General features: G+C 58.6%; 20 protein-coding genes and 1 pseudogene. 12 read left to right on the forward strand and 9 right to left on the reverse strand.

Annotation, left to right across the window (positions count from 1 at the left end; all coding sequences use genetic code 11):
* Window positions 1–27 precede the first annotated feature (27 nt).
* Window positions 28–219: a hypothetical protein gene (locus I6J19_RS03800; RefSeq protein WP_038626815.1), complete on the reverse strand. Its 192-nt coding sequence runs from the start codon at window positions 217–219 to the stop codon at window positions 28–30.
* Window positions 220–737: 518 nt separating this feature from the next.
* On the opposite strand from I6J19_RS03800, the gene I6J19_RS03805 reads away from it, so the two are divergent.
* From I6J19_RS03805 to I6J19_RS03815, 3 genes are read left to right on the forward strand one after another with little or no spacing between them, the layout of a single operon-like run.
* The gene (locus I6J19_RS03805) at window positions 738–1,331 is read left to right on the forward strand and encodes a hypothetical protein (RefSeq protein ID WP_016421574.1); all 594 of its coding nucleotides are present in this window, start codon (window positions 738–740) and stop codon (window positions 1,329–1,331) included.
* A gap of 47 nt (window positions 1,332–1,378) precedes the next feature.
* Window positions 1,379–2,053: a hypothetical protein gene (locus tag I6J19_RS03810; RefSeq protein ID WP_016421573.1), complete on the forward strand. Its 675-nt coding sequence runs from the start codon at window positions 1,379–1,381 to the stop codon at window positions 2,051–2,053.
* An 8-nt stretch (window positions 2,054–2,061) separates the two neighbouring features.
* Window positions 2,062–2,661 carry a hypothetical protein gene (locus tag I6J19_RS03815; protein ID WP_038626812.1) on the forward strand — a complete coding sequence of 200 codons (600 nt, stop codon included), beginning with the start codon at window positions 2,062–2,064 and terminating at the stop codon, window positions 2,659–2,661.
* Between the two features lie 155 nt (window positions 2,662–2,816).
* On the opposite strand, the gene I6J19_RS03820 is transcribed toward I6J19_RS03815, so the two are convergent.
* The 3 genes from I6J19_RS03820 to I6J19_RS03830 all read right to left on the reverse strand — a co-directional run bounded on the left by I6J19_RS03820 (window position 2,817) and on the right by I6J19_RS03830 (window position 8,352).
* The gene (locus I6J19_RS03820; protein WP_038626810.1) at window positions 2,817–3,470 is read right to left on the reverse strand and encodes a response regulator transcription factor; all 654 of its coding nucleotides are present in this window, start codon (window positions 3,468–3,470) and stop codon (window positions 2,817–2,819) included.
* A 136-nt stretch (window positions 3,471–3,606) separates the two neighbouring features.
* Window positions 3,607–4,710, reverse strand: a complete 1,104-nt coding sequence (locus tag I6J19_RS03825) for a histidine kinase (protein ID WP_222867072.1) — start codon at window positions 4,708–4,710, stop codon at window positions 3,607–3,609.
* Window positions 4,711–4,959: 249 nt separating this feature from the next.
* The gene (locus tag I6J19_RS03830) at window positions 4,960–8,352 is read right to left on the reverse strand and encodes a (Fe-S)-binding protein (RefSeq protein ID WP_187402512.1); all 3,393 of its coding nucleotides are present in this window, start codon (window positions 8,350–8,352) and stop codon (window positions 4,960–4,962) included.
* A gap of 373 nt (window positions 8,353–8,725) precedes the next feature.
* Here I6J19_RS03830 and adhP point away from each other — a divergent pair, with 373 nt between their 5' ends.
* Window positions 8,726–9,787, forward strand: coding sequence for an alcohol dehydrogenase AdhP (gene adhP, locus I6J19_RS03835; protein ID WP_038626805.1), 1,062 nt, complete (start codon window positions 8,726–8,728; stop codon window positions 9,785–9,787).
* 22 nt (window positions 9,788–9,809) lie between these two features.
* Here adhP and I6J19_RS03840 read toward each other — a convergent pair whose 3' ends face one another.
* On the reverse strand, window positions 9,810–10,679 hold the full coding sequence (locus I6J19_RS03840; RefSeq protein ID WP_187402521.1) for an NADPH-dependent F420 reductase: 870 nt from the start codon (window positions 10,677–10,679) through the stop codon (window positions 9,810–9,812).
* A gap of 156 nt (window positions 10,680–10,835) precedes the next feature.
* Between I6J19_RS03840 and I6J19_RS03845 the strand changes: the two are divergent.
* A pseudogene (locus I6J19_RS03845) lies at window positions 10,836–12,568 on the forward strand (AMP-binding protein).
* A 259-nt stretch (window positions 12,569–12,827) separates the two neighbouring features.
* Here I6J19_RS03845 and I6J19_RS03850 read toward each other — a convergent pair.
* On the reverse strand, window positions 12,828–13,604 hold the full coding sequence (locus tag I6J19_RS03850) for an enoyl-CoA hydratase (RefSeq protein ID WP_038626800.1): 777 nt from the start codon (window positions 13,602–13,604) through the stop codon (window positions 12,828–12,830).
* A gap of 247 nt (window positions 13,605–13,851) precedes the next feature.
* On the opposite strand from I6J19_RS03850, the gene I6J19_RS10865 reads away from it, so the two are divergent.
* Together I6J19_RS10865 and I6J19_RS03855 are read left to right on the forward strand one after the other, a co-directional pair.
* A complete protein-coding gene (locus I6J19_RS10865; protein WP_235191275.1) occupies window positions 13,852–14,058 on the forward strand; it encodes a cyclase family protein in 207 nt (68 codons plus the stop codon).
* Between the two features lie 21 nt (window positions 14,059–14,079).
* Window positions 14,080–14,616: a cyclase family protein gene (locus tag I6J19_RS03855; RefSeq protein WP_235191274.1), complete on the forward strand. Its 537-nt coding sequence runs from the start codon at window positions 14,080–14,082 to the stop codon at window positions 14,614–14,616.
* A gap of 387 nt (window positions 14,617–15,003) precedes the next feature.
* On the opposite strand, the gene I6J19_RS03860 is transcribed toward I6J19_RS03855, so the two are convergent.
* Entirely contained in the window at window positions 15,004–15,735 is a 732-nt protein-coding gene (locus I6J19_RS03860) for a YcnI family protein (RefSeq protein WP_038626799.1), read from the reverse strand.
* 516 nt (window positions 15,736–16,251) lie between these two features.
* Here I6J19_RS03860 and dnaK point away from each other — a divergent pair.
* Genes dnaK through I6J19_RS03880 form a run of 4 tightly spaced genes read left to right on the forward strand, consistent with a single transcriptional unit; the run spans window position 16,252 to window position 20,361 of the window.
* On the forward strand, window positions 16,252–18,093 hold the full coding sequence (dnaK, locus tag I6J19_RS03865; protein ID WP_038626797.1) for a molecular chaperone DnaK: 1,842 nt from the start codon (window positions 16,252–16,254) through the stop codon (window positions 18,091–18,093).
* A 2-nt stretch (window positions 18,094–18,095) separates the two neighbouring features.
* Complete coding sequence (gene grpE / locus I6J19_RS03870; protein ID WP_187402511.1) at window positions 18,096–18,683, forward strand: nucleotide exchange factor GrpE; 588 nt, start codon at window positions 18,096–18,098, stop codon at window positions 18,681–18,683.
* Between the two features lie 59 nt (window positions 18,684–18,742).
* Window positions 18,743–19,939, forward strand: a complete 1,197-nt coding sequence (dnaJ, locus tag I6J19_RS03875) for a molecular chaperone DnaJ (protein WP_038626794.1) — start codon at window positions 18,743–18,745, stop codon at window positions 19,937–19,939.
* Window positions 19,939–20,361 (forward strand): heat shock protein transcriptional repressor HspR, encoded by a 423-nt coding sequence (locus I6J19_RS03880; RefSeq protein WP_038626791.1) that lies wholly within the window; start codon window positions 19,939–19,941, stop codon window positions 20,359–20,361. Before dnaJ ends, I6J19_RS03880 begins: the two co-directional genes overlap by 1 nt.
* Before the next feature lie 94 nt (window positions 20,362–20,455).
* Here the strand turns inward: I6J19_RS03880 and I6J19_RS03885 are convergent, their stop codons facing one another.
* Window positions 20,456–22,018 (reverse strand): alpha/beta hydrolase, encoded by a 1,563-nt coding sequence (locus I6J19_RS03885; protein ID WP_187402510.1) that lies wholly within the window; start codon window positions 22,016–22,018, stop codon window positions 20,456–20,458.
* Window positions 22,006–22,323, reverse strand: a complete 318-nt coding sequence (locus I6J19_RS03890) for a hypothetical protein (protein WP_038626786.1) — start codon at window positions 22,321–22,323, stop codon at window positions 22,006–22,008. Before I6J19_RS03890 ends, I6J19_RS03885 begins: the two co-directional genes overlap by 13 nt.
* A 143-nt stretch (window positions 22,324–22,466) precedes the next feature.
* On the opposite strand from I6J19_RS03890, the gene I6J19_RS03895 reads away from it, so the two are divergent.
* Entirely contained in the window at window positions 22,467–23,315 is an 849-nt protein-coding gene (locus I6J19_RS03895; protein ID WP_038626785.1) for a nitrilase-related carbon-nitrogen hydrolase, read from the forward strand.
* Window positions 23,316–23,376: the final 61 nt, after the last annotated feature.

Raw genomic sequence — 23,376 nt, forward strand, 5'->3', positions numbered from 1 at the left:
GAGGGCAGGGGAGAGACCGGCGCTCTATTAGCGGCACCACGGAAGGTTGTAGTAGTCGCAAGAGAAGGTATCGGAAAGAGCGTATTCCTTAACCTGTAGGTCGTCGCTGCCGGTTGTAGCTGTCGGTGCTGCGGCAGCGGCCGGGGTGCCGGTCAGCGCGCCTAGGGAAAGTGCTGCGGATGCAATGGTGGTAGCAAGAACAGAAGTGCGTCGAAACATTAGGTAGTACTCCGAAAGATATCTGCCTCGGCAAAGTGTCAGGGCTTTGTGGACTGCCGGACTTCGCCAGTGATTAATAAAGAAATCATAACTATTTAATCAAGAGTGTGAAGCGTGAGGGACCCTTCGTCTGCCCGCGGCTGGGGGTGGCCACTCGGCTACTCTCTGGTGTCTTTATGTAGGTAGGTTAGTGGCCGAAATGTTGATTGCCTAATATCAAGTGGCTGACCAAGGCATTTTTGAATTGGTTCAAAAGGCGTAGTTCTAATGCGATTAAATTAATCGCTGAAATTTTATTGTGGCGCTCATAATCGCTGGTCACACGCTGTAATATACCGTATTTTCGCAAGGCAGAAATCTGTGAGATTCCATTTTTACTATGTGGATAATCGCTGTGGCCGTCGTAAAGAGAGTCGAAAATTTTCCATTACAAAAGGCTGAATTTCGACTTACCTTAGCAGGTGTTAGTTCAAGTATTTCCTTACGAGTTGTTCGTCACGCCCTGAAAGGATTTCGCCGTGAAGAAGACCCTGCTCTCCGGCTCCATTGCAGCCCTGGTTACCATGTCCTCGCTGGCTGTCGCCCCGATGGCCGAAGCTGCCCCAGCCCCCACCCCGGGCACCGTCGGTGGCACCTGCTCCGTTGAAGGCCAGTCCGGCCAGTCCCTGAAGATCACCGGCTCGAAGTTCGAGGTCGAAGGTACCGCCACCGTCGCTAACTACGGCGATACCGACCTGCCGCTGACCCAGACCCTCAAGGAGGGCAAGACCAAGTCCTGGAACGTCGGCGGTTCGGTCGACTTCGACCTGCTCAAGCTCTTCCATGTCACCTTCAGCGCCGGCTACCAGTCCACTCAGACCTGGGAAGTTGGCCAGACCCTCGGCCCGTACCCGGTCAAGCCTGGCTACACCGGTGTTCTGGAGTATGGCTTCCTGAACCAGTCCTTCGAAGGTACTCACCTGACCTGCAAGGGCGGAAAGTGGATTGACGCAGGTCGTCCGTACTGGGGCACCATCCCGAAGGAGCGCCACATTCGCGTTTCCATGCGCGCCAACGAAGCTGATCGCTCCGTGGACGGTGCTGCTCCGCAGGTCAAGGAGTACGCCGTCTAAGACGGGCTGAGCCTCTTTAAGACCTCGAAGTAGAAGGAAGTTTCTCCATGTTGAGCCTGAAAAAGAAGGCCCTGGCCTGCGCGGTGATGGGTGCAAGTCTTCTTGCACCAGGCATCGTCGGACAGGTCGCTGCGACCCCGCTGACCCAGACCCCCGACCAAGATGAGCACCACACCGGTTTCACCAATACGGATAAATGTGACCCGGTCAAGGATGCCAAGCGTCACCCCTGGGAACAGTGGATTACCGACGAATGGGATCGCTACAACGGCACTAACTCATTCACCAACCGCACTGACCGCCCGATTCAGTACACCCTCGAGGTGACAGAGGGGGTCAACGAGTCCGTGAAGGCCATGAGCTCCGGAAATATGTGGGACGTGTTCCTCCACGGGGTGAAGAACAAGTACGGCATCGTCGAGGTCAGTCAGTGGTCTGTTGGCGACAAGCTGGGCCCGGTGACCGTCAACCCTGGTGAGACCGTTCGCGCAGACTACGGCGTGCACATGAAGTCCTTTATTGGCCGTGTCCGCACCTGCGATCAGAAGACCGGCCTGTGGCGCGGTGAGCCCTACTTCGGTGAGTACAACGGCAAGGGGCCGTCGACTCGCTTCGTGGTCTGGCACAAGACCACCAAGGAGGGCGAGCACCGTCAGCAGTGGGCGCCTGTCAGCGGTAACTCCGGTGACGGCGGCCCGGCATCCGCCACGATTAACGACTAGGAGTAGTTATGAAAAAGCGTGTTGTCGCCATGTGCTTGACGACGGTCTTTGCGCTCGGACTCGGCGCTCCGACAGCAGTGGCCGCCCCGAATCCAGGAGCTGGTGAACCGTTCGCGCCGGAGGAGTGGGTACCAGTGCCCAAGCCAGCGGCAGTTGACCGCGGTCCGGCACCGGGAACCACTTGTGAAGCTCCGGGTTCGGTGGCCGAGTTCGTGGAAATCACCGGTTCTCGCTACGACGTTGAGGGCGTTGTTTCTACGAAGAATGACATTGGTGATGAGCCGATTCCGCTGACGCAGACCATTAAGGAGTCCAAGACCAAGAAGTGGTGGACCAATATCTCTGTCAGCGTGAAGGTCAGCAAGGAGCTCAACCGCAAGTACTCCTGGGAGTACTCCCGAGAGATGGTTTGGAGCCTCGGGCAGAAGATCGGACCATACGAAGTACGCAAGGGTGAAACTGGTCGTCTGAGCTGGGGATTCCTGGTTGACGAGTTCGCTGGACAGACAGTCCGCTGCAACGCCAACTCGAAGACGTGGCAGCCGATTGGGCGCAGCTACTTTGGCGTGGCTCCGCGTGAGCGACATGTCGAGGTGACCATTCAGTAGTTACACAGTTCTCTCTCCACACTCAGCACGGGTAAAAGGGGGCCTATTCACGAAAGTGAATAGGCCCCCTTTTTGCTACTCCGGTGTTTTGCTATCCCGCTGTTTTGCTACTCCGGTGTTTTGCTATCCCGCTGTTTTGCTACTCCGTCTTTTTGCTATTGCGCGGCAGCGGATGCCGGAGGCTGGAAGCCTGCGTCTATTGCTTTCAGAGCCAAGTCCAGGCGTGAGGTAGCCCCGAACTTATTGAACATGCTGGAGAGGTGCTTCTTGATGGTGCCCGGCGACTTGCCGAGTTCCTTGGCGATGTCGTGGTTCGACTTACCGCGACAAATCAGGCCGAGAACCTCTCGCTCGGCATGAGTGATCTTGTACGAGGAAATGTTGCGGGACGGCAGCGTTTTAATCAGCCGAGTCGCAGAAATCGGGGAGATGACGGTGCCGCCCTGGAAGACATCTTCAATGGTGCCAATGACGGATTCGGGGCGGGCGGTTTTGAGAATGTAGCCGTTTCCGCCGAGGCTCAAGATTTTCAGCATTGTTTCATCGGTATCGAATGAGGTGATAGCGATGAATTTCGGTGGATTCTCCACCTTCTTAATGCGCTCGAGCAGCTCAACGCCGTCCATGTTGGGCATATGAATATCGGTCAAAACTACGTCAATGCCACCGCGGGCAATGATATTGAGGGCCTCGTGGCCATCGCTGGCTTCATCGACCACGGTAATGTGCGGTGCCTTCTTGAAGTAAGTTCGCAGCGTCGAGAGTACGAGTGGGTCGTCATCGACAATGAGAACCTTGATGTCAGACATCCGCGAACCTTTCATAGAATTTATAAAAACCGAACAATATCTGTCATTGTGCGATATTACTACGCTAACCAGGACGTTTCGAGAGTCATATTCGCCACAATGAGCTTTTATATCTATCCTACGTTAGCGTAACCTACTAATTGGTAGGTGGCATGTGGAGTTTGGTATTCCACACATTTCCTTCTCGTTCCGACGTGATGGAACCGTCCCACGGTCGCACTCGCCGATGCAGTGAGGAAAGCCCCAAACCGCTCGATAGCATCGCCCGCGGCAGAAAATTCGGTAGCGCCTTCGATATCTGATTGCTGATGTCGAGCGTGAAGCCATCCTCCTCATTGCCCAGCGCCAGAATGTGGACGTTCGTTTGCGGCTCGCCGTACTTCTGAATGTTCGTGCAGAACTCCGACAGCGCCGGCGAGATAACTTCTGAAATCTGCGTCAAAGAGGGCTCGGTTTCAATCCTCGTGGCCAGCGAAACGTTAAACCCAGCTTCCTGCAGTTCATCCTTGGCCTGCTGGAGCACCCTGTTCATGCTAGGAACTCGCTCATCTTGGCCAATAGCCGAGGTCAAAGAGCTTTCTTCGTCAGCGGATTTCAGCAGTGAAAGCAACTGGCGAAGCTGTAGCAGACCTTCTCGGGAGGTTTCTGCGATGTCCTCTAGGGACTCTTCAAGCTTTTCATCTGTCCCTTCTCGCTCGATGGCGAGCGCCTGCGCCAGCATGGTTACGCGAGTAAAGGACTTGGCGGTGGAGTCGTGCAGTACGGTCGCCAACTCAAGGCGTTGTTCTTCCAGGGCGCGGTTAGATTCAATCGTTGCCTGCCGGCGTTGCTCTTTGTAGCGACTGCGCATCATGCCGATGGCGTAGGCAATTACAAAAAGTAGCGTTGTCACAAAGGTCGCGACGTGGTCGCGCGCGAAAGTACTTGTGTTTACGTCGTAGTTTGAAATCACCAACAAGAGCAACGCAGTGATTCTCGCCGGCATCTTGTTGTTGTTAGCACGCATCACTTCCACAATGAGAAGCGCGCAGAAAATCTGCATTGGAGCCTGCTCTGTAGGAAGGAAAGTCAATGCCAAGAAATTCGCTGGGACAACCACCATGGCAAAGAGCGGCAAATACGTCGCCACTGCAACAAGAATGACCTGAAGGCCACCGATAATGGTTGGCAACAAAAGATCAGAGTTGCTCTCGCGGAAAATTAGCGCATCGAGAGCAGTGAGGATCAGCGCAATGACCATCTCCACTGACCCCGGAGTCCTCAGAAAGTCTCTTATCTGTGACAGCGATTTCTTAATCACTACGCCAAGACCTCTTTCCACACCACAACGCGGTCATCTCTAACGGGATGCAGTAATCAATATATTGTCAGTGCGGTTGAGAGTGCCATTTGCATGATTAATGCCGTGGCGCAGGGGTCGTCGTAAAGCACAAAAAATCCGCCCGGGAAGAATAACCTCTCGGGCGGATTCTCGCTTATTTAGGGAGCGTTACTTACGTCGCGCCGATCCTGGCAGCGGAACTCCGTGCTGGTTGCGCGGAAGGTTCTTAGCGCTTGCCGACGGTGCCTGCGTCTCCTCGGCAGGAGCATCAGCAGCCTGCTCGGTGGAGGTGGCTTCTTCCGTCGCCTGCTCTTCGGTAACCTCTGGCTGTTCCGGAGCCTGCTCCGCCTCTGGCTGGGCAGATGCTTCCTGAGTCTCGGTTTCCTCGACTGCCGGGGCAGGGGCGCTAGCGACTGGCTTGGCCTTGCGTGCGCCACCCGGAATCGGAGCACCCTTACGTGCGCCGCCCGGAACCGGAACACCGGATGCGGTCTTCGGCTGCTCAGCTGCTGGCTGCTTGGACTCGGTGGCCGCTACCTCGGCAGCGGTGTCCTCGGCAGGAGTAGCTTCCTCGGCCTTCGGCTTGGCGGCTGGAGCTGCCTTCTTAGCGCCACCTGGGACAGGGGCGCCCTTGCGTGCGCCACCCGGAATCGGTGCGCCCTTGGTTGCCTTCGGGGTCTCAGCCGGAGCTTCGGTTTCCGCAGCTGCTGGCTCTGCCTGCGTGGCCGGCTTAGCAGCCTTGGCGCCGCCCGGAACCGGAGCACCCTTCTTCGCGCCACCTGGGGTCGGGGCACCGGACTTGGCGCCACCTGGGGTCGGGGCACCCTTCTTGGCGCCGCCCGGAGTTGGGGCACCGGACTTGGCGCCACCTGGGGTCGGGGCACCCTTCTTGGCGCCGCCCGGAGTTGGGGCACCGGACTTGGCGCCACCTGGGGGCGGGGCACCCTTCTTGGCGCTGCCCGGAGTTGGAGCACCGGCCTTAGCGCCGCCAGGCTTTGGAGCTCCACCTGGAGATGGAGCGCCCTTCTTGGCACCACCCGGGGTCGGTGCTCCGCCCTTTGCTCCGCCTGGCTTCGGTGCTCCACCTGGAGATGGAGCGCCCTTCTTGGCACCACCCGGAGTCGGAGCGCCGCCCTTGGTGGCAGCGCCTGCAGCAGCACCAGCAGCTGCGGCACCAGCGCCGGCAGCAGCCTTCTCTGCCTTCTTCTTCTCGGCAGCCTCAGCCTTCTTGCGCTTAGCGTCCTCTTCCTCGAGGCGCAGGCGCTCTTCCTCTTCAGCCTTCTTCGGATCGACCCAGCCACGCTCTGGCTGCTCAATCCACTCCGGTTCGCGTGCCTGCGGCAGCTCGCCGTCGACCTTCACGGAGTCACGGAGCATCTGGGCGATGTCCAGGACCTCCGGCTTCTTCTCGTCGTCCTCGATGACGTTGTTGACGCCATCGTTCATCATCGTCTTACAGAACGGGCAGCCGATGGCAATTGCCTCAGCACCGGTTCCGACAGCCTCTTCGGTGCGGTTCACGTTGATGCGCTGACCGATGGTCTCTTCCATCCACATACGCGCGCCACCAGCACCACAGCAGAAGCCGGTGTTCTTATTACGAGGCATTTCGACGAGGTTAGCGCCGGACGCGCCAATCAGCTCACGCGGAGCCTCGAATACCTTGTTGTGGCGGCCCAGGAAGCATGGGTCGTGGTAGGTGACCTGGCGGCCCTGGCCGGAAGCAACCGGCTGCAGACGGTTAGCGCGAACCAGCTTATTTAGCAGCTGGGTGTGGTGGACAACTTCGTACTGCCCGCCCAGCTCTGGGTACTCGTTCTTGAAGGTGTTGAAGCAGTGCGCACAGGTGACGACAATCTTGCGCTGCTTCGGTGGGACACCGTCGAAGACCTCATCGAGCTGTTCGATGTTCTGCTCAGCCAGCATCTGGAAGAGGAACTCGTTACCAGCGCGGCGAGCGGAATCACCAGTACAACCCTCAGCCTGGGAGAGCACAGCGTACTTCACACCGGCGGTGTAAAGCATCTCCGCAACAGCCTTGGTGGTCTTCTTCGCATTGTCGTCGTAAGCACCGGCACAACCGACCCAGAACAGGTACTCGGTGTCGTCGAAGCTCTCGACATCCTCGCCCCAAATCGGGACGACGACGCCTTCCTTGCGGACCTCGTTGATCCAGTCGGCACGAGTGGAAGCGTTCTGGCCCCACGGGTTGCCCTTGGTCTCGAGGTTCTTGAACAGGCCAGCCAGCTCGGTCGGGAAGTCCGACTCAACCAGAACCTGGTAGCGGCGCATATCAACGATGTGGTCGATGTGCTCAATGTCAACCGGGCACTGCTCGACACAGGCACCACAGTTGGTACAGGACCACAGGACATCCTGGTCGATGATGCCCTCGTCGCCGTCGCCAACCAGCGGCTTGGTCAGCAGTGCGGCGCCAGCGCCTTCGCCCTCGCGAGCGGTTTCGATGGTCTCGCCAGCCAGCAGGTACGGGGCGGAAGCGTAAGCGTGGTCACGCAGCTGGTTAACCAGCAGCTTCGGGGACAGTGGCTTGGAAGTGTTCCATGCCGGGCACTGCTCCTGGCAGCGACCACACTCAGTACAAGAGGTGAAGTCCAGCAGAGCCTTCCAGGAGTGGTCGGTGACCACACCGGTACCCATGGAGTCAACTTCTGGGTCAGCTTCTTCCAGGTTCAAAATCTCGCCGTTAGAGGTCATCGGCTTAGCGCCAGCGAGGGCGTTGTAGCCATCAGCGTTGCGCTTGAGCAGGATGTTGGCGAATGCCAGGAAGCGGTGCCATGCGACACCCCAAGTCAGGTTGCGGCCAACAACGAAGAGCCAGACCATACCGGACAGCAGCTTAATCAGCGCGAAGATGGACACCATGACTTCGGAGGCCGGCAGAATCTGTGCGATACCACCGGTGACGAAGTTCGCCCAGTTCCAGACCTCGGCGCCAGTGTGACCGTGGTCGCCGTAGGTAGCCAGCTTGGCAGCCTTGACGAACATCATGCCCAGGCCCTCGATGAGGACGACAGCCTCTACGAAGTAGGCAGCCTTGGCGTTGGAGCCGTAGAAGCGGCTCAGGCGCTCCTTGCCCAGGTTGGTCTGGCGGACGAGGATCAGTGTCAGGATGCCCAGGGTCGTACCGACACCCAGGATTTCATCGACGAAATGCCACAGCGTCAGATCCTTCAGGATTGGCCAGCCGCCGGCAGGCCAGAAGGTCTGGATGTATGCCTCGAACCAGACCAGTGATCCGAGGAGGAATCCGACCATGACGAACCAGTGGGCCACGGCTACGCCCGGCTTCTTGCTCATCTTGGTGTGGCCAACGATCTCGCGGATCGTGGTCCAGATTCGTGATCCCCAGTCACCGGTGTGACCGTAGGTCTTCTGGCCCACCATGATGGTCTTCACCATATGGGTGAAGCCCTTGATGAAGACGAACCAGCAGGGCAGGGACAAGAGGACGCCAATGACGCCGACCGCGATGGTGAAACCGGTAGATTCCGGAATCATTGCCGTCTCAGTCGCCGCCTCGGCGAGGTTGAGCACGCTCATGATGTTCCTTCTGGGCTGGCTCAGCCAGGGTGATGGCTGAGTGAAAATAGTTCTCTTGTGAGTTGTATCACGAGCCATGGACGTGTACATAACTAACGCCGTAATTAGTGCTGAAATCATGGCTATGCGGTGTAACCTGCGCGTTTTCGGCGATTTTCGCAACGAATGGGTTTCTTAATTCCGTCCGCTGATCATGCTCTAAATATGTTCCATTAGAAAAATAAGGGTGTACAGCGTGGCGTGCGTCACTGTATGCTGACTTTTGCGCCCCATAGTTTTACAAACGAAACGAAATATTCTAATGCAAACCGTTTTCAAAAAGCGTGGGGTTGCACGTCAGTTGTTTTCCGACCAGTCAAGGAGTTGATTGATTATGACCTCCGTGCAGCCAGACCGTGTCCGTTCTGGGCAGTCCTCCCAGTTCACTGCCGCAGTTGTTGATGAATTCGGGTCAAACCTCAATGTTCGCGACGTCGATCTGCCAAAGCCGGGGCTGAATCAGGCGCTCGTGAAATTGATTGCCTCCGGCGTCTGCCACACTGACTTGCATGCGACAGAGGGGGACTGGCCGGTGAAGCCGGAGCCGCCCTTCATTCCGGGGCATGAGGGAATCGGTGAGGTGATCGAGCTCGGTCCTGGAAAGCATTCGGTCAGCGTGGGTGACATTGTCGGCAATGCATGGCTGTGGTCCGCGTGTGGTGACTGTGAGTACTGCCGGACCGGTCGTGAGACTCAGTGCAACGACGCCGAGTATGGCGGCTATACCCAGGACGGTTCCTTTGGCGAGTACATGCTGGTCGACACGCGGTATGCCGCTCGCATACCGGAGGGCGTGGACTACCTGGAGGCTGCGCCGATTCTCTGCGCCGGCGTGACTGTATATAAGGGCCTCAAGGTTTCCGAGACGAAGCCGGGTCAGTTTATGGTGGTCTCCGGCGTCGGTGGATTGGGGCATTTGGCGATCCAGTACGCCAAGGCGATGGGTATGCGTGTAATCGCCGTGGATATCGCGGAAGACAAACTCGACCATGCAAAGGAGTGGGGTGCCGAGTTCGTGGTAAACGCCAAGGATGAGGATCCGGTCCAGGCGGTTCAGGCCTATACTGATGGTGGAGCTCACGGCATTCTGGTCACTGCTGTCCATAGGGATGCGTTCGGCCAGGCTCTTGGTATGGCGCGCCGCGATGGAACCATTGTCTTCAATGGCCTTCCGCCGGGGGAGTTCCCGGCGAGTGTGTTCGACATTGTCTTCCGCAATCTCACTATTCGTGGTTCACTTGTCGGCACGCGCCAGGATATGGCCGAGGCTCTCGACTTCTACGCCCGCGGGCTGGTCAAGCCGACCGTTAAGGAGTGCTCGCTGCATGAGATTAATGATGTCTTCGAGCTGATGCGCCAGGGCAAGATCGATGGTCGCATGGCCATTCGCTACTAGCCCCAGGAGTTAGTTGGCGCTTCTATTCCTCGACCGCCTGCCTCATCTGATCTGCAGATAGACACGCTCCGAAAAGGTTGCCGTCGGGCCTAAATCGCTTGCCGACGCTCACGTCAACGGGCACGGGTTCAAATCCGAAGGCTTCGACTGTTGCTCGTGCGGCCTCGAGGGCCGCCGGGTCAGTCGACATGACCGCGATTGCTCGGCGCGGTGCGCCCTCGGCGATCTCTTCCGGGGTTCGGTAGTCGCTAATCAGTTCTTCATAGGAGACGTGGTTTAGCGTCTTGGCGATGTGGGCCCCTGGGGATCGCTTGGCGAGGTCCGCCGTTGTTACGGACTCTGCGGAGTTGGTTCCGGTGGCCTCCCAGGGGTTGGTGGCGTCGATAATTGTTCCGCGCACTTTGGAGAGGTCGAAGTTTGCCACCTCTGTATTCGGGACCGCGAAGATGACGACATCGGCAAGCGAAGCTAGCTCTTCATAGTCGACGACGGTGGTGGTGGGCAGCACGGTGGAGATGATTGCCTCGCGCATGGGGCCTGGGCGGGAGGTGGCGAGAATTTTGAAGCCGGCCGCGGCGGCGACCTGGCCGAGCGCGGAGCCCAGCTTGCCGACGCCTACGATGCCGATGGTCTGAATGTCCGGTGGGGTGGTTTCGGCCTGGCTTCGGGGCGGTATTGCCTCCCCGGGGCACGTAGCGGCGACCTGTGTGTGCCTTTTTCTCCCCCCCCATTTGTTTACCCCCCCAAAAATGAAAATTCGAGGGCTCTTCGGGGTGTCGGCGGTGGCGACGTGCGTTGGTGGCCGAGTGTACGTTTTAGCACGTAATCGTACAGTTGCCCCTTTGGTCGCCTGGCGGCCGAGATGTTGGGGGCGTCGACAAGCGGGGGAAATTGCGGTCGATAGATGGTTTTGGCGAAGAAATGAACGGCTAGCATGAAAATGAGAGCTGGGTCATATTTGGCTAGTTCTTGGTGTCGCGATGAGGCGTGGCGCCGCCGGATACGGCCCTGGAAATCACCTGTCGCACCACAGTTAAGGAATCCCAGGATGACAACGGTAACCGAGCAATTCCGCGCCGCCCGAGACCTGCTAGTTAAGCACCGGGAGGACTACGAAAGCGCCCGAGCAAACTTCGAGTGGCCCCGCTTTAGCCACTTCAACTTCGCGCTTGACTGGTTCGACCATCTCGGCGCCGACCCCGCGACTGCGGACAAGGAAGCGTTGGTTATCACCGAAATCGACGGCGGTGCTACTCGGCGCACCTTCGCGGAACTGTCACGGCGCTCCGACCAGCTGGCGAACTGGCTGCTCGGGCTCGGCGCCCGCCGTGGCGACTGCGTCATGTTGATGCTGAACAACCAGGTCGAACTCTGGGAATCAATGCTCGCCTGCATCAAGGCGGGGCTGGTGCTCAACCCTGCGACCGCAATGCTCGGCACAGCGGACCTGCAAGATCGCGTGGAGCGCGCCGAGGTGCGCTGGGTGGTGGTCAACCCGGACGATGCCACGAAGTTCGACGGCGTCGACGCAGACATCACCGTCATTCAGGTCGGCTCGGAAGCGAAGCCGGCGCAAGGCGCGCACCCGACCGTCTTCTACCGTGAATCGCACACCGCACCGGAGGGCTTCACCTCGCAGCAGGAGACCGCGGCCGACGATACGCTGCTGCTGTACTTCACCTCCGGCACGACATCCAAGGCGAAGCTTGTCGAACACGCGCACACCTCCTACTCAGTGGGGCACCTGTCCACCATGTACTGGATTGGCCTGGAGCCCGGCGATGTGCACCTCAACGTAGCCGCGCCCGGCTGGGCGAAGCACGCCTGGTCGAACTTCTTCGCGCCGTGGATTGCGGGGGCGACAATCTTCCTGTACAACTACACGCGTTTCGACGCCGCCGCGCTCATGGACAAGATGGCCGAGGAGGGCGTCACCAGCTTCTGCGCCCCGCCGACCGTGTGGCGAATGCTGGTACAGGCGGACCTGACCCGGCTCAAGACCCCGCCGAAGAAGCTCGTTGCTGCAGGTGAGCCGCTGAATCCTGAGCTCATCAACATTGTGGAGCAGGCGTGGAAGACCTCCATTCGCGATGGTTTCGGGCAGACGGAATCCAGCGTTCAGATTGCCAACACGCCGGGCCAGAAGGTCAAGCCGGGGTCGATGGGTCGCCCGCTGCCAGGCATGGATGTGGTTCTGATTGACCCCGCGACCGGCGAAATCGGAGACACCGGCGAGATCTGCCTGAACCTCGCCCCCGGCCCGTGGGCCTCACGCCGGGTTACTACGGAGCGCCGGAGAAGAATGACGAAGTCTTCGCCGATGGCTACTACCACTCGGGCGATATCGCCGAGCGCGACGCCGACGGGTACATCTCCTACATTGGGCGTGCCGACGACGTCTTCAAGGCGTCGGACTATCGATTGTCGCCGTTTGAGCTCGAATCCGTGGTGATCGAGCATCCCTTGGTGGCGGAGGTGGCGGTAGTGCCGTCGCCGGACCCGATTCGTCTGGCAGTGCCTAAGGCATATGTTGCGTTGGTGGCGTCCGCCGAGCCGTCCGCTGAGGTGGCGGAGTCGATCCTCAAGTACTGCCACGACAATCTGGCGCCGTACAAGAGGATTCGCCGCCTTGAGTTCTACGAACTGCCGAAGACGGTGTCCGGCAAAATTCGCGGTGTTGACCTGCGTAAACGCGAAGGTGAGATCCGCGCCAGTGGTGGCGGCGAGTCCAAGGCCTCGACCGAGTACGCGGACACTGACTTCCCCGGTCTGAAGGGGTAGGGCGGTAGGCGGGAGGTCGGCGGTCAGCGTCGGCCCCTCCCTGGGCGGTCTTGGCCCCGGTGCGGCCTTGCCTCCCCCCCCCTTGAAATGTTTTGCCAGCTTTTTGCAGGAAGTAACCGCGAATTCGGCGCTACTTCCTACAAAAAGCTGGCAAAAACGTGCGTGTGGTGCGCTGGTGGGCGTTCGCGCCGACATTTACCGCGCACACGCCCCGCACCCCGCACCTCCTGCACGCACACGCCTGCGCCCCCGCGCACTCTTAGGAATTAGTGAAGTTTGCCTCACGCTTTTCGGTGAAAGCGGCCATGCCTTCCTTCTGGTCATTGGAGGAGAATAGGGAGTGGAAGGTGCGACGCTCAAAGAGCAGTCCCTGCGACAGCGTCATTTCGTAGGCCTGGTTAATCTGTTCCTTAATCTGGGTAGTGGCAACCAGCGACTTCGACGCAATGGTGTCGGCGACCTTCAGGGCCTCGTCGAGAAGCGCCTCCGGCTCGACGACGCGGGCGACCAGACCTGCGCACTCAGCTTCTTCGGCACCCATCATACGGCCGGTGAGACACATCTCCATTGCCTTAGCCTTGCCAATTGCGCGGGTGAGGCGCTGCGAGCCGCCCATACCCGGAGAGATGCCGAGGTTAACCTCAGGCTGACCGAACTTGGCTTTAGCGCCAGCGATGATGAAGTCCGCCATCATGGCGACCTCGCAGCCACCGCCCAGGGCGTAGCCGTTAACGGCGGCGATAACTGGAGTGCGGACGGAAGTCAGAACATCCCAACGTGCGAACCAATCGGAGATGTACATCTCGGTTCCGGACTTGTCCGCCATCTCCTTAATGTCCGCACCTGCGGCAAACGCCTTCTCGGAGCCGGTGATGATAATCGCGCCAATGCCTGCATCGCTGTCGAAAGCGGTGGCTGCTGCGCCGATCTCTTCCATGGTCTTGTGATTGAGGGCGTTCAGCGCCTTCGGGCGGTTCAGGGTAATAATGCCGACGCGACCGCGGGTTTCGGTAAGGATGTTTTCGTAGGTGGTCATCAAATGCTCCTTCGTGATGGCTTAATTTTTGGTGAAAGCCGGATGCGTAGCCCAGCACTTCATAATCTGAAGAATTTGGCTGCGGATTGAAAAGTCTTTCCTGTGTGCGAGGGTACCTGGGGTGGCGGGTGTCGTCAGGCTGTTTGGGCTGATGGATGCCGTGTGGGGCGAGTTGGTGTCTTTTGGTGCTCGATGTGTCGGTAGTTATGTTGGCCAACTAGACAGCTTTGTCTATATACTTTGCCTTATGTCAAACGAGAACATCGCAAATACGCACGAACTATGGAACATTGCTCGCAAGCTTCGGGAAAACCACACCTATGTTGATTTGACGCACGCGTTTCACGCCGGTCAGCCGAAATTCCCGGCGCTTCCCGACGAACAGCGAACACGGCTTTTCACCGTTGCTGAGCATGGATTTGAAATCGACCAATACCAATTTGTTGGCCAGTGAGGTACGCATGTGGATCCGCCTGTGCATTTCGTCCAAGAGACGAGAACTCTTGACAATATTGGCGTCGAGCAGATGATTCTGCCTTTGGTCGTCCTAGATTTCACTACTGAAGTCGCTCGGGATAATGATTTCTCTCCTTCGATTGCTGATGTGGAAGCGTGGGAGGAGCGCAATGGCTCTATCCCGGACGGTGCGTTCGTCGCATTTCGCAGTGATTGGTCAAAGCGATGGCCTGACGCTGAGGCAATGGCCAATGCGGATGAAGAGGGTGTGACCCATTATCCAGGATGGAACGTTGAGGTTGTCGAATGGTTGATAGACAACCGTGGCATTGTGGCGATTGGGCATGAGACCACTGATACGGACCCTGGCATCGTGGCTCACGGTGGAAGCTTGCCGACGGAGCTCTATCTATTAGGGCGTGACCGCTGGCAGATTGAGCTGCTGGCAGGACTCGACCAGGTGCCAGAAACAGGGGCTCTCGTCGTTGCATCCTGGCCGAAGCCAAAGGATGGGACAGGCTTCCCTGCTCGAGTTTTTGCAGTTTTGCCGGCATAATCTCCCACTGCCTTGAGGTATCACTTTTTTTGGGGGGGGGGCTGTTCCAGCCTTATCGGCATCCAGTTTTCTACGTTCATCTGAAGTGCTAGTTCGGCTTTTATATTTATGTGTGCGGGGGCGCTTTCGAGCGGTTATCGAAACGCCATAAAGCATCGCCTAACTCAATCCGAGCCTAGACGCGTGATTCAGCCGTCATTGCAGAGGGCTTTGCTTTGTCCGTTCACTACGTTGACCGAAATGACGAGCCGACAGTACGGATTATCCTCCGGCGTGCATGGTCAAGATCGGCTGGCTCTATGTGCTCGCATGGGGTAAGCTCTGTGAAGGCATGGACGGCAGCGCCGCGGTGAAGGCGGATTCCCGAGTGGCAATCCGCCTGTGGTCTTAACCTCGCTTGCGCAGTGAAATCACCAATGCGGCAATGCCGGTGAGCGCGCCCACAAGGCCGAGTCCCAGGCCCCAGCCGCCAAGCGTGTTGCTCGAATCTTCGCTGGTGGCAGCTGCGGAATGCTCTACGTCGTCCGAGTGGTTATCGCCGTGGTCTGTTTCGCTGGTGCCATGGTTGTGGCTGTGGTCGTGACCGTGGCTATGTTCATCGTCTGCAGACTTCTCAATCAGCTCCACGGTTGGAACTGGGTAATCGCTATCGTGATCCTTTTCGGCCCAGTTCATCGACCCCTTTTCACAGGTCTGCAGCGTTGGCACCTCAACCGTCGACGGCTTCGCGTCATCAGCCACCTTCACGCTGAGTGTCAGTGAATCCTTCAGGTCGGACGGCAGTGGCGTCTTTGCGGTGTAGATGACCTTCTGCACCTTTTCATTTTCATCGGAACCAGTCGACTCCTTCGTGACATCCCAGTTCGCGTTCATGTTCGGCGTGACCTTTTCGAACTCCTCCGGGATGGTGAACTCGACCTTCGTCGTCGGCGAACCGTCGCAGCCATGACCGACCCCGAAAGCTAGATCCGTGTAGCCGCCAATCGGGGCAGACGACGGGGTTGCATGCACGTGTGCGGATGCAATGGCGGGGAAGGTGAGGGTTAGTGCGGCGCTTGCCGACGCTACTGCGAGCCCACGGGAAAAGGGGAAATGGTGTCGCTGTGCATTCTGAGGCACGAAAAACTCCTGAATAAGTGGGATGAATTCTTGGCTCAATCGCCCCGTAGGTGGGGAGAAGTTGGACATGTATTAGTGGAGCCGCCAGAGCTGATTCGGTGTCAGGCCATGGGGTTAACAACGACATGGCCTGTTGATGAGCCGGTGGCCGCAAAACACGTCAGGGGATTAGTCGGTTCGCTTTGCAGGAAAGTTCCCAGGGCTAGTGCTAAGGAATTCCCCCCCCTGGAGGCCAGAGGTGGGATTTTGCATGGAAAATTTTTGCTGTCAGACACCGTGGATGATTTTCGGACATGGTTTGAAAAAATTTTTTATCGCGCTGACCTGCATTAATGCGAATTATTCTAGGAAAGTTGAGTCGGGTGGGAATAACTTTGCCCCATAGTCCGTTGCATAGCATGACAAACATTGAGTCGGACACACTCAAGTTTGCTTGACAGATTTTCTACGGCAATGCAGACTTGAGCGCGTAAGACTTAAGGGCAATTCTTTTACTCTTCTAGAAAGGTGTTCATCATGGGACGCGCTGTTGGTATTGACTTGGGTACGACGAACTCCTGTGTCTCCGTCCTCGAGGGCGGCGAGGCTCAGGTGATTGCGAACGCTGAGGGTTCGCGCACCACTCCGTCGGTGGTTGCATTTGCAAAGAATGGTGAGGTCCTGGTTGGCCAGTCCGCTAAGAACCAGGCTGTCACCAACGTTGATCGCACTATTCGTTCGGTCAAGCGCCATATGGGTACTGACTGGAACATCGAGATTGATGACAAGAAGTACACTCCGCAGGAGATTTCCGCTCGTACGCTGATGAAGCTGAAGCGCGACGCTGAGTCTTACCTGGGTGATGACGTCACTGATGCGGTTATTACCGTTCCGGCTTACTTCAACGACGCTGAGCGTCAGGCAACCAAGGAAGCAGGTCAGATTGCTGGCCTGAACGTCCTGCGCATTGTTAATGAGCCGACTGCTGCTGCACTCGCTTACGGTCTGGAGAAGTCCGACAAGGAGCAGACCATTCTGGTCTTCGACCTCGGTGGCGGTACCTTCGACGTCTCCCTGCTGGAGATTGGCGATGGTGTTGTTGAGGTTCGCGCAACTGCTGGTGACAACAAGCTCGGTGGCGATGACTGGGATCAGCGCATCGTTGACTGGTTGGTTGAGAAGTTCCAGTCCAGCAACGGCATTGACCTGACCAAGGACAAGATGGCTCTGCAGCGTCTGCGCGAGGCTGCTGAGAAGGCCAAGATTGAGCTGTCCTCCTCGCAGCAGGCATCTATCAACCTGCCGTACATCACCGTTGATGCTGACAAGAACCCGCTGTTCCTGGACGAGACCCTGTCCCGTACTGAGTTCCAGCGCATCACCTCCGATTTGCTTGACCGCACTCGTAAGCCGTTCCAGCAGGTCATTGCTGATGCTGATGTTGCGGTTTCCGACATTGACCACGTTGTGCTGGTCGGTGGCTCCACCCGTATGCCGGCAGTCTCTGAGCTGGTCAAGGAACTGACCGGTGGTCGTGAGCCGAACAAGGGCGTTAACCCGGACGAGGTTGTCGCAGTTGGTGCTGCTCTGCAGGCCGGCGTTCTGCGCGGTGAGGTCAAGGACGTGCTGCTGCTCGACGTTACCCCGCTGTCGCTGGGTATTGAGACCAAGGGCGGTGTCATGACCAAGCTGATCGAGCGCAACACCACTATCCCGACCAAGCGTTCGGAGACCTTCACCACTGCTGAAGACAACCAGCCGAGCGTTCAGATTCAGGTCTTCCAGGGTGAGCGTGAGATGGCTGCTGCCAACAAGCTGCTGGGCTCTTTCGAGCTGGGCGGAATCGCTCCGGCACCGCGTGGTGTCCCGCAGATTGAGGTCACCTTCGACATCGACGCCAACGGCATTGTCCACGTCACCGCTAAGGACAAGGGCACTGGTAAGGAAAACACGATTACCATCCAGGACGGCTCCGGCCTCTCCAAGGAGGAGATCGACCAGATGATCAAGGACGCTGAGAAGCACGCTGACGAGGACAAGAAGCGCCGCGAGGAGCAGGAAGTCCGCAACTCGGCTGAGTCCATGGCTTACCAGACCCGCAAGTTCGCATCGGAGAACGAGGACAAGGTCTCCCAGGACATCCGCGACCGCGTTGAAGAGGCTGCCAAGGAAGTCGACGAGGCTCTGAAGGGCTCCGACATCGAGGCCATCAAGTCCGCCGTCGAGAAGCTGTCCACTGAGAGCCAGGAGATGGGTAAGGCTATCTACGAGGCTCAGGCAGCTGAGGGTGCAACCGCAGCCGAGGGTGCTGAGGCCGCTGACGCTGACGACAACGTCGTTGACGCTGAGGTCGTCGACGAGGATGAGAAGGACAAGTAAGAATGACTGACCAGGATCAGGGAAACCAGCCCACCCCGGAGGAGCCGGCCAACCTGGCCGATCAGGTCAACGAGGTCTTCGAGCAGGCCAAGCTTGACGACGACGTGGAGCCGGCGACCGAAAATGCCGCCAGCGACACCGCCGCGGAGGAAGCTGCAGACCCAGTCGCAGCCATCCAGCGTGAGTTGGATGAGCGTACGGAGGACCTGCAGCGCCTGTCGGCGGAGTTCGCAAACTACCGTCGTCGAGTTGACCGAGACCGTGAGGCCGAGCGCGTACAGGCAAAGGCAAAGCTGGCTGGAGAACTGCTGGTTTTGGCTGATGACCTCGACCGGGCTGAAGAGCACGGCGACTTGGCAGACGGCACCCCGCTGAAGGCTTTCGCGGATAAGTTCCGCGGCGTGCTGACCGCACAGGGTGTTGAGGAGTTTGGTGCTGCAGGAGAGGAATTCGACCCGGACATCCACGAGGCTGTCCAGGATCTCTCCGAGGGGGATGACAAGGTTCTAGCCAATGTGCTGCGCAAGGGCTACCGCATTAATGACCGTGTCATCCGTACGGCGATGGTAATCATCGGCGATCCGCAGTAGCGGAGACACAAGTGACGCAGATTTCTTTGAATTAGTTTTTTGAAAGGAGGAGATGCACCATGACTCAACGGGAATGGGCAGATAAGGACTATTACGCTGACTTGGGCGTCTCTAAGTCTGCGTCACTCGACGAGATTAAAAAGGCCTACCGCAAGTTAGCCCGGGAGAACCACCCGGATAAGAACCCGGGCAACAAGGCTGCTGAAGATAAGTTCAAGCGAATCTCCGAGGCATACTCGGTGGTCGGTGACGAGGACAAGCGCCGCGAATACGATGAGCTGCGTGCAGCGCTCGCAGGTGGTTTCCGATTCCCCGGTGCCGCAGGTGCCGGCGGAGCCGGTGCTGCCGGTGGACGTGGATTCGACTTCGACGTGTCGGATCTCTTCGGCGGAGGTGCCGGATTCGGTGGCAATGCTGGTGGTGCAGGTGGCCTAGGTGATTTCCTGGGCGGCTTCGTAAACCGCAATGGTGGCGCTGGTGCTGCCGGGCGGCAGAAGGCCCGCCGTGGTGCGGATGTGGAGACAGAGATTACGCTCGATTTCCGCGAGGCCGCCCAAGGTGTCACCATCCCGCTGCAGCTCACCAACCCGTCGCCATGCACGAACTGCAATGGTTCGGGTGCAGCGCCGGGAACCTCGCCGGTGACGTGTACGACCTGTCACGGTTCGGGGTATGTCAAGGAGCAAAAGGGGGCCTTCGGCTTCTCCAGTCCGTGTGCGGACTGTGGTGGCCAGGGCACTCGCATTGAGAATCCCTGCTCGCAGTGTAACGGCACCGGTGTGACCACCCGCCGTCGTACCATCACCGTTCGCGTCCCCGCAGGGGTGGTGGACGGCCAGAAGGTTCGTCTTGCTGGCCAAGGTGAAGCGGGACTGCGAGGGCGTCCGGCCGGTGACCTCTTTGTCACCGTTCATGTTCGCCCGGATGAAGTCTTCACCCGCAGCGGCAATGACCTTGAGGTCACGGTGCCGGTGAGCTTCGGCGAACTCGCACTCGGCGGCACCATTACTGTGCCGACGTTGGGTGACAAGATTCGCGTGCGTGTGCCGGCTGGCACAGCCGATGGCCGAACACTGCGTGTGCGCGGTCGGGGTATCCCAAAGCGCAATGGCACTCCGGGTGATCTGCTAGTGACCGTGCGCGTGAAGGTACCGACCAATTTGGATGACAATGCCACTTCGACATTGCGCTCCTACGTCGAAGCGGAGCGTGCTAGCGGGTTCAATCCTCGTGAGGGTTGGGCAGGTGCGAAGTAATGTCCGACAACACTGAGGTCTATGTCATTTCCGTAGCTGCGAATCTCGCCGGCATGCATGCGCAAACGCTGCGTAATTATGACCGACTCGGGTTAGTAACTCCGCAGCGCACCTCCGGCGGAGGTCGGCGCTACACTAAACGCGATGTGGCGCTGCTGCGTGAGATTCAGCGTCTGAGTCAGGAAGACGGCGTCAACCTGGCCGGTATTAAGGCCATCATCGACCTGACTGAGAGGGTGGATTCGCTTGAGCAGGAAAATGCAGAACTGAGAGAGCAGCTCTACCAGGCAAAGGCACAGGCTCGCCGCTCGCGTGGCGAACTGGTTCACGTCCCACGCTCTACGGCCGTGGTGATGTGGGAGCCGCGCACGCGGCGCGGGCGCAGAGGTGATCGTGTTGGGGAGGATAACCCACACGGGTGATTGAACGGACTAAGCAGCGTCGGCTGCTTAGTCCGTTTTCTCTTGGCTTGTTAATTTGGGCCGCGGATAAGCAACTGTTGATCTGAGATGCCGGTCAGCTATCAGTTAGCCACCGGTTGGTCTCGCGGGTGAAAACTTCATCGTCAAAGTAGTGTTCGATGTGTGGGTTGCCCTGAACGTGCCGATACTTTTGAGGAATATCCTGCACGGGAGTGACCATGAATTCGGCCAAGTCTCGCATGGACAGGCCACGCTCACTCAGGTTGAGTGTGTATGCGCCGAAGTCTTTATCCGCCGGGTTTTTCCCATGAATCCCCAGTTCGGCAGGAATACGAATGGGGTCCATCGGGGACGTCGCCACCGCCACACGGTGGCTATTTTCATATTCGGGTCGGGCTGTACCGTCCGGCTTGAGCAGTTTCATGTCGTTTGCACGCTCCAGTCCAGGGCCAACACCTGGCGGAGCTATGAGCAGCACCCTATCCGCGTAGAGGCCACTACCAAGAGAGGCCTGCGAGACCACCGTCGCCCCATAGCTATAGCCGGCGACAACGTGCCGCTGAGTAGGAGACTGGGCATGGGCGGTAGTGCCACCGGCAATTGCAGTGTCACCGCTATCGACACCACCGGAACGCTCAATCAAACCGGCTTGCAAGTGCTGCAGCCGCTCTGCAGCAAAATTGTGATACTCGGTGCGTATGGCCTCACGGAGGTTGGGTGGCGCGTCATAGGAAAACAACACCACCGCCACATCCTCCGGATCTCCACCGGCGGCGTGGAAGGTCGCGGCTACACGCTCGAACTGCCTGCTAGCGTCCTCCGCGCTAGAGCTGGTACCGGGGACGAGAGTGATCACAGTCGATGCTCGCTCAACGTCACCGAACGCAATCGCAGAATGTCCAGGCGAGGACTCCAATAGTTGTCCAGGAGGCAGCCCCAAAGCCCGGGCGCGAGTGGACATGGCGGCATCTATCTCTGATAGCGGGCTACTCGAATACGCCCCAGCCAATCCGCTCCCAACTTCCAAGTCCCAACCACCGTCAATCCCTTTGTCGCTAGTGATGCCAGTACCACTACCAGCCTGCGATCGCTGCAATCTACCCGAGCCACTAGCTCCGCTTGCCACCAGTGGTGAAAGAGCTGAGATTGCGTCCGCCGCCTTCTCATCGAGTCGGTTGAGTTCAGCCAAGGCCGACTGAATCCGAAGCTGCGAGGTTGCACGCCATTCGGCCATGGTGAAAGGCCCGGAAGGAATTTTGGGATGAACGAGGCTGCGCGCAATCGTAGACAGCATGCCCTCCGGCGGAGTCACCGCACCAGAAACCAGATTCACCTGAAACCCCAGGTTGGTTGCCTGGTTTACCGCGTCGGTAAGTTCGCGGATGACGTCGTTAAGCATGGCGGCGGTATCGCTGCAGCAGGCGGCGAGACGTTCGAGCGCTACGCTGCTCCGGCGCAGACGCGTGGAGCTGCGGGTGACAGAAGCCTCGGCGGCGCTGCGGTTGTCGCCGGCGAAGTCATCCTCTGAAAGCGCGTTGAGTGCGCCCTGGGAACTGTCGGCGGAATCGGTGAGGGCGCGCGCCCCGGAACGCAGCGCCCGGGCGAGGACCTCCAGCGAATCCACACGCCACAGCAGCGCTTCGCCTACCGTGACCATGACGGTTTTTCCAAGGCGGCGGACTGGTCATGCTCGTGCGCGAGAGCGCTGACCGCGAGGGCATCGGCAGCCTGCGCAATAACGTCGATGTTTGTGCACGCGGCAAGCAATGATTCCGACCACTTCCCACAAGTAGTGGAGGCAGCGGGGACAATCCGTGAGCCGGGCAAGGCAGAGGTGAGGTCGGCACTTCCCGGGGCAGCTGCGACGATGGTGGAAAGACCATCAATACGAGTGGAAATCTGCTGGTAAGAGCGGCTTAAGGCGGATAGTTGAGCTGGATTGACTGTGATGTGTTCGGCCATGTTTTTGATTCTGCTGGGTGGCGAAAGGCAGCGGAAGAGCATCTTCAGCGAACTGTGGATAACTCTGAGCGATAGCAACGCACGGCGACGTCCTGTGGATAACTTCAGGACAGTCAATCCGGGGTAGTCGGTAGCATTTAGGCATGCGTATTGCACTGGCTCAGTTAGAATTGTCAGCATCGGTTGAAGAAAATCTAGACGCAGTGAAGGAGACCATCGCGCGGGCGGTACAGGAAAATGCCGATTTGGTAGTCTTCCCCGAGGCCACGATGAAGGCGTTCAATTCCGGTCGTCTTGACGTGGTGGCGGAGTCCAGCAGCGATAAGTTCGTAGCGGAGATCTCGCAGGCCGCTCACGTTGCTGGAATCAGCGTGGTGGTCGGCATGTTCCGCCCGGCAGATGAGGTGGAGCGCGACGGTAAGACGATGCACCGCGTCTTCAATTCGCTGCTCCTGGCTTGGCGTGATGAGGACGGCCCCGGTGTCGAGTTCTACGACAAGCTCCACCTCTTCGACGCTTTCGAGTTTCGCGAATCCGATACCGTCGCGCCGGGCAACGCGCACGTGGTGTGTGATGTCCCGCTTGCCGACGGATCGTCGGTCGCCCTCGGCCTTGCGACATGCTTTGACATCAGGTTTCCGGAGCAATTCATTCAACTGGCCAACCTGGGTGCGGAGGTCATCGCGCTGCCTGCATCGTGGAATGATGGTCCGGGCAAGGTGACGCAGTGGCAGACCCTGGTTTCGGCACGTGCCTTGGACAGCACTTGCGTGATCGCGGCCGTTGATGCGGCACGGCCTGGTGGAGCGAAGGCTGCAGGCAAGGATGAGGGGCCGACCGGCGCGGGGCACTCTATGCTGGTCAATGCGGACGGTGGGGTTATTGCTTCGGCGGGCTACAGCCCGCAGTTGCTTGTCGCCGATGTTGATATAGCGGAGGTGGAACGGATTCGCCGCTCGATTCCGGTGCTGGAAATTCGCGATCAGGGCTAGCTGGGAAGCAATGAAGAGGGGCGAGCCGAGCTGAAAGCAGGAGTGGGGAGCGAAGATTGCG

Origin of the sequence: Corynebacterium amycolatum (assembly GCF_016889425.1) — a bacterium.
GTDB classification, from domain to species: domain Bacteria; phylum Actinomycetota; class Actinomycetes; order Mycobacteriales; family Mycobacteriaceae; genus Corynebacterium; species Corynebacterium amycolatum.

Excerpts from the sequence above, each read along its gene's own strand:
- I6J19_RS03800 (WP_038626815.1), bottom strand. The coding sequence starts at position 219 with ATGTTTCGACGCACTTCTGTTCTTGCTACCACCATTGCATCCGCAGCA.
- I6J19_RS03810 (WP_016421573.1), top strand. The coding sequence starts at position 1,379 with ATGTTGAGCCTGAAAAAGAAGGCCCTGGCCTGCGCGGTGATGGGTGCA.
- I6J19_RS03815 (WP_038626812.1), top strand. The coding sequence starts at position 2,062 with ATGAAAAAGCGTGTTGTCGCCATGTGCTTGACGACGGTCTTTGCGCTC.
- I6J19_RS03820 (WP_038626810.1), bottom strand. The coding sequence starts at position 3,470 with ATGTCTGACATCAAGGTTCTCATTGTCGATGACGACCCACTCGTACTC.
- I6J19_RS03825 (WP_222867072.1), bottom strand. The coding sequence starts at position 4,710 with ATGGTCATTGCGCTGATCCTCACTGCTCTCGATGCGCTAATTTTCCGC.
- I6J19_RS03830 (WP_187402512.1), bottom strand. The coding sequence starts at position 8,352 with ATGAGCGTGCTCAACCTCGCCGAGGCGGCGACTGAGACGGCAATGATT.
- adhP (WP_038626805.1), top strand. The coding sequence starts at position 8,726 with ATGACCTCCGTGCAGCCAGACCGTGTCCGTTCTGGGCAGTCCTCCCAG.
- I6J19_RS03850 (WP_038626800.1), bottom strand. The coding sequence starts at position 13,604 with ATGACCACCTACGAAAACATCCTTACCGAAACCCGCGGTCGCGTCGGC.
- I6J19_RS10865 (WP_235191275.1), top strand. The coding sequence starts at position 13,852 with ATGTCAAACGAGAACATCGCAAATACGCACGAACTATGGAACATTGCT.
- dnaK (WP_038626797.1), top strand. The coding sequence starts at position 16,252 with ATGGGACGCGCTGTTGGTATTGACTTGGGTACGACGAACTCCTGTGTC.
- grpE (WP_187402511.1), top strand. The coding sequence starts at position 18,096 with ATGACTGACCAGGATCAGGGAAACCAGCCCACCCCGGAGGAGCCGGCC.
- dnaJ (WP_038626794.1), top strand. The coding sequence starts at position 18,743 with ATGACTCAACGGGAATGGGCAGATAAGGACTATTACGCTGACTTGGGC.
- I6J19_RS03880 (WP_038626791.1), top strand. The coding sequence starts at position 19,939 with ATGTCCGACAACACTGAGGTCTATGTCATTTCCGTAGCTGCGAATCTC.
- I6J19_RS03885 (WP_187402510.1), bottom strand. The coding sequence starts at position 22,018 with ATGGTCACGGTAGGCGAAGCGCTGCTGTGGCGTGTGGATTCGCTGGAG.
- I6J19_RS03890 (WP_038626786.1), bottom strand. The coding sequence starts at position 22,323 with ATGGCCGAACACATCACAGTCAATCCAGCTCAACTATCCGCCTTAAGC.
- I6J19_RS03895 (WP_038626785.1), top strand. The coding sequence starts at position 22,467 with ATGCGTATTGCACTGGCTCAGTTAGAATTGTCAGCATCGGTTGAAGAA.